Source organism: Mycobacterium kyorinense, from assembly GCF_002101735.1.
GTDB lineage: Bacteria > Actinomycetota > Actinomycetes > Mycobacteriales > Mycobacteriaceae > Mycobacterium > Mycobacterium kyorinense.
In genome coordinates this window covers 1-5,314 of sequence record NZ_LQPE01000131.1, presented here as the reverse complement: position 1 = coordinate 5,314, position 5,314 = coordinate 1, and the positions used below count along the sequence as shown (strand labels likewise).

Sequence of the window (5,314 nt, the reverse complement as noted above, 5' to 3'; positions counted from 1 at the left end):
TAAAAAAGGGCACCTTGTGGGTGCCCTTTTTTGTGGGTGTTCGGCGGTGTCCTACTTTTCCACCCGGGTGGGTAGTATCATCGGCGCTGGCAGGCTTAGCTTCCGGGTTCGGGATGGGTCCGGGCGTTTCCCTGCCGCTATGGACCGCCGTAACTCTATTTTATTCTGGTGTGTTGGTGGTGGGGTGGGGTGGTTGTGGTGTGGTTGCGTGTGGGTAAGTTTTCGGCCGGTTAGTGCCAGTTCCCTAAACCCGTTGCCGGGCGTGTAGGTCTGGTCTATTGATCCCGTGGTCTGCGGGGGGCCTTATCCCACCTAGTGGGTGAGAAGCCTGGTCTTGGAGAAGGTTTCCCGCTTAGATGCTTTCAGCGGTTATCCTGGCCGAACGTGGCTATCCAGCGGTGCCCCTGGCGGGACAACTGGTGCACCAGAGGTTCGTCCGTCCCGGTCCTCTCGTACTAGGGACAGGTTTCCTCAAGCTTCTGACGCGCGCGGCGGATAGAGACCGAACTGTCTCACGACGTTCTAAACCCAGCTCGCGTGCCGCTTTAATGGGCGAACAGCCCAACCCTTGGGACCTGCTCCAGCCCCAGGATGCGACGAGCCGACATCGAGGTGCCAAACCATCCCGTCGATATGGACTCTTGGGGAAGATCAGCCTGTTATCCCCGGGGTACCTTTTATCCGTTGAGCGACACCCCTTCCACTCGGGGGTGCCGGATCACTAGTCCCGACTTTCGTCCCTGCTTGACATGTCCGTCTTGCAGTCAAGCTCCCTTGTGCACTTGCACTCGCCACCTGATTGCCGTCCAGGTTGAGGGAACCTTTGGGCGCCTCCGTTACATTTTAGGAGGCAACCGCCCCAGTTAAACTACCCGCCAGGCACTGTCCCTGAACCGGATAGACGGTTCGAGGTTAGATGTCCAATACGATCAGAGTGGTATTTCAACAACGACTCCACCAAAACTGGCGTTCTGGTTTCACAGTCTCCCACCTATCCTACACAAACCGCATCGAACAGCAATACCAAGTTGTAGTGAAGGTCCCGGGGTCTTTTCGTCCTGCCGCGCGTAACGAGCATCTTTACTCGTAGTGCAATTTCGCCGAGTCTATGGTTGAGACAGTTGAGAAGTCGTTACGCCATTCGTGCAGGTCGGAACTTACCCGACAAGGAATTTCGCTACCTTAGGATGGTTATAGTTACCACCGCCGTTTACTGGGGCTTAAATTCTCAGCTTCACCGAATCACTCCGGTTAACCGGTCCTCTTAACCTTCCAGCACCGGGCAGGCGTCAGTCCGTATACCTCGTCTTGCGACTTCGCACGGACCTGTGTTTTTAGTAAACAGTCGCTTCTCACTGGTTTGTGCCACCCCCTCCCGCTACCCCAGCAAGTGGGTTCACGGTGTGGGGGTCCCCCTTCTCCCGAAGTTACGGGGGCATTTTGCCGAGTTCCTTAACCATAGTTCACTCGTACGCCTCGGTATTCTCTACCTGACCACCTGTGTCGGTTTGGGGTACGGGCCGTGTATGTCCTCGCTAGAGGCTTTTCTCGGCAGCATAGGATCACCGAATTCACCCCAATCGGCTATGCATCACCTCTCGGACTCGTGTGAACGACGGATTTGCCTATCGTTCGTCCTACCGGCTTGCCCCAGCACCACCATCGGCTGGTACGGCTACCTTCCTGCGTCACCCCATCGCTTACCTACTACCAGCGAAGATCCCACGCAGCAGGTGAATCGTCGCACCCCCGAAAGGGATTGATCGACCACCATTTGGGTGGTTAGTACCGCTGATTCGGTACGGGCGCACACACACGGGTACGGGAATATCAACCCGTTGTCCATCGACTACGCCTGTCGGCCTCGCCTTAGGTCCCGACTCACCCTGGGCGGACTGGCCTGGCCCAGGAACCCTTGGTCTTCCGGCGGGCAAGGTTCTCACTTGCCTTATCGCTACTCATGCCTGCATTCTCACTCCCCACACCTCCACAGTTGAATCACTTCACTGCTTCTGTGGTGAGGGGACGCTCCCCTACCCAACCCCCATCACTGGGGATTGCCGCGGCTTCGGCGGTGTGCTTGAGCCCCGCTACATTATCGGCGCACAATCACTTGACCAGTGAGCTATTACGCACTCTTTCAAGGATGGCTGCTTCTAAGCCAACCTCCTGGTTGTCTTTGCGACTGCACATCCTTTCCCACTTAGCACACCCTTAGGGGCCTTAGCCGGCGATCTGGGCTGTTTCCCTTTCGACGCACGGAGCTTATCCCCCGCCGTCTCACTGCCACACTTTTCTTACCGGCATTCGGAGTTTGGCTGACGTCAGTAACCTAGTAGGGCCCATCGGCCATCCAGTAGCTCTACCTCCGGCAAGCAACATGCGACGCTGCACCTAAATGCATTTCGGGGAGAACCAGCTATCACGGAGTTTGATTGGCCTTTCACCCCTACCCACAACTCATCCCCTCAGTCTTCAACCTAAGTGGGTTCGGGCCTCCACGCGGTCTTACCCGCGCTTCACCCTGGCCATGGGTAGATCACCCCGCTTCGGGTCCACAACACACCACTACACCACGCACTACTGCGTGGATGCGCCCTATTCAGACTCGCTTTCGCTGCGGCTCCCCCACAACGGGTTAACCTCGCGACATGTCAGTGACTCGCAGGCTCATTCTTCAAAAGGCACGCCATCACCCCACCAAAAGGAGGGCTTTGACGGATTGTAGGCACACGGTTTCAGGTACTCTTTCACTCCCCTCCCGGGGTACTTTTCACCATTCCCTCACGGTACTGTTCCGCTATCGGTCATCAGGAAGTATTCAGGCTTACCGGGTGGTCCCGGCAGATTCACAGCAGATTCCACGGGCCCGCTGCTACTCGGGGAACACTTTCTCGGGAGCCGCAATGTTTTCGCCTACCGGGCTCTCACCGTCTACGGCAGACCATCCCAGGCCACTTCGACTAACATCACGGTTTCTCACTCCCGCCCAGGCCGGCGGACCTGAACCGAAAACGCCCCACAACACCACACACACAACCCCCGCCGGGTCTCACATGCGCGCGGTTTAGCCATCCTCCGCGTTCGCTCGCCACTACTAACGGAATCACACTTGTTTTCTTCTCCTACGGGTACTGAGATGTTTCACTTCCCCGCGTTCCCCCCCGCCGCCTATACATTCAGCGACGGGTGACACCACATCACTGGTGCCGGGTTACCCCATTCGGACATCCTCGGATCCACGCTCGGTTGACAACTCCCCGAGGCATATCGCAGCCTCCCACGTCCTTCATCGGCCCCTGATGCCAAGGCATCCACCATGCGCCCTAACACACTTACACACACAAAACACTCGACAAAAAACCACTAAAATCAGCAGCTTTTCGCTCTAGATGCTCGCAACCACTATCCACAACTCAAACACCACACCCCACCACCAAGCAGGGCGACAACAACCCAAACAAACCCGGGTGTTGCCTCAGGACCCAACAGTGTGCCTGGCGGTCTTGTCCCCCACCAACGAGGGAAAATGTTGTTGCGCACCCACCGAACACCCACTACAGGCGCCGGCACTACATATCCCTACGCGATAACCCCCACGGCGTGGGGCACCGGGAAAAAATGGTGCTCCTTAGAAAGGAGGTGATCCAGCCGCACCTTCCGGTACGGCTACCTTGTTACGACTTCGTCCCAATCGCCGATCCCACCTTCGACCACTCCCTCCCTTGCGGGTTAGGCCATGGGCTTCGGGTGTTACCGACTTTCATGACGTGACGGGCGGTGTGTACAAGGCCCGGGAACGTATTCACCGCAGCATTGCTGATCTGCGATTACTAGCGACTCCGACTTCACGGGGTCGAGTTGCAGACCCCGATCCGAACTGAGACCGGCTTTCAAGGATTCGCTAAACCTCACGGCATCGCAGCCCTTTGTACCGGCCATTGTAGCATGTGTGAAGCCCTGGACATAAGGGGCATGATGACTTGACGTCATCCCCACCTTCCTCCGAGTTGACCCCGGCAGTCTCTCACGAGTCCCCGCCATCACGCGCTGGCAACATGAGACAAGGGTTGCGCTCGTTGCGGGACTTAACCCAACATCTCACGACACGAGCTGACGACAGCCATGCACCACCTGCACACAGACCACAAGGGAAGCACTATCTCTAGTGCCGTCCTGTGCATGTCAAACCCAGGTAAGGTTCTTCGCGTTGCATCGAATTAATCCACATGCTCCGCCGCTTGTGCGGGCCCCCGTCAATTCCTTTGAGTTTTAGCCTTGCGGCCGTACTCCCCAGGCGGGGTACTTAATGCGTTAGCTACGGCACGGATCCCAAGGAAGGAAACCCACACCTAGTACCCACCGTTTACGGCGTGGACTACCAGGGTATCTAATCCTGTTCGCTCCCCACGCTTTCGCTCCTCAGCGTCAGTTACTGCCCAGAGACCCGCCTTCGCCACCGGTGTTCCTCCTGATATCTGCGCATTCCACCGCTACACCAGGAATTCCAGTCTCCCCTGCAGTACTCCAGTCTGCCCGTATCGCCCGCACGCCCCCAGTTAAGCCAGGGAATTTCACGAACAACGCGACAAACCACCTACGAGCTCTTTACGCCCAGTAATTCCGGACAACGCTCGCACCCTACGTATTACCGCGGCTGCTGGCACGTAGTTGGCCGGTGCTTCTTCTCCACCTACCGTCACCCCGAGAAAACCCGAAGCTTCGTCGATGGTGAAAGAGGTTTACAACCCGAAGGCCGTCATCCCCCACGCGGCGTCGCTGCATCAGGCTTGCGCCCATTGTGCAATATTCCCCACTGCTGCCTCCCGTAGGAGTCTGGGCCGTATCTCAGTCCCAGTGTGGCCGGACACCCTCTCAGGCCGGCTACCCGTCGTCGCCTTGGTAGGCCATCACCCCACCAACAAGCTGATAGGCCGCGGGCCCATCCCACACCGCAAAAGCTTTCCACCCCAAGACATGCATCTCGGAGTCCTATCCGGTATTAGACCCAGTTTCCCAAGCTTATCCCGAAGTGCAGGGCAGATCACCCACGTGTTACTCACCCGTTCGCCACTCGAGCACCCCCCGAAAGGGGCCTTTCCGTTCGACTTGCATGTGTTAAGCACGCCGCCAGCGTTCGTCCTGAGCCAGGATCAAACTCTCCAAACAAAACCCTCAAAAAAGAAGGCCAATCAGAGAAACCTGACAAACAAACAAAAAACCACACCCCAACCACGGGGCAGTCAAGGCATGGCAAAAAACAACAACAAACAAAACCACCAAACACACTATTGAGTTCTCAAACAACACCCAT

The 5,314-nt window shown here is 57.1% G+C and carries 3 rRNA genes; all 3 read right to left on the bottom strand.

Going from position 1 to position 5,314, the window contains the following annotated elements:
• Positions 1-38: 38 nt before the first annotated feature.
• Positions 39-152, bottom strand: a 5S ribosomal RNA gene (gene rrf, locus AWC14_RS15555).
• Between the two features lie 58 nt (positions 153-210).
• Positions 211-3,341, bottom strand: a 23S ribosomal RNA gene (locus AWC14_RS15550).
• A 294-nt stretch (positions 3,342-3,635) separates the two neighbouring features.
• Positions 3,636-5,169: ribosomal RNA gene (locus AWC14_RS15545) — 16S ribosomal RNA — on the bottom strand.
• Together the 16S, 23S and 5S rRNA genes form the textbook arrangement of a ribosomal RNA operon.
• Positions 5,170-5,314: the final 145 nt, after the last annotated feature.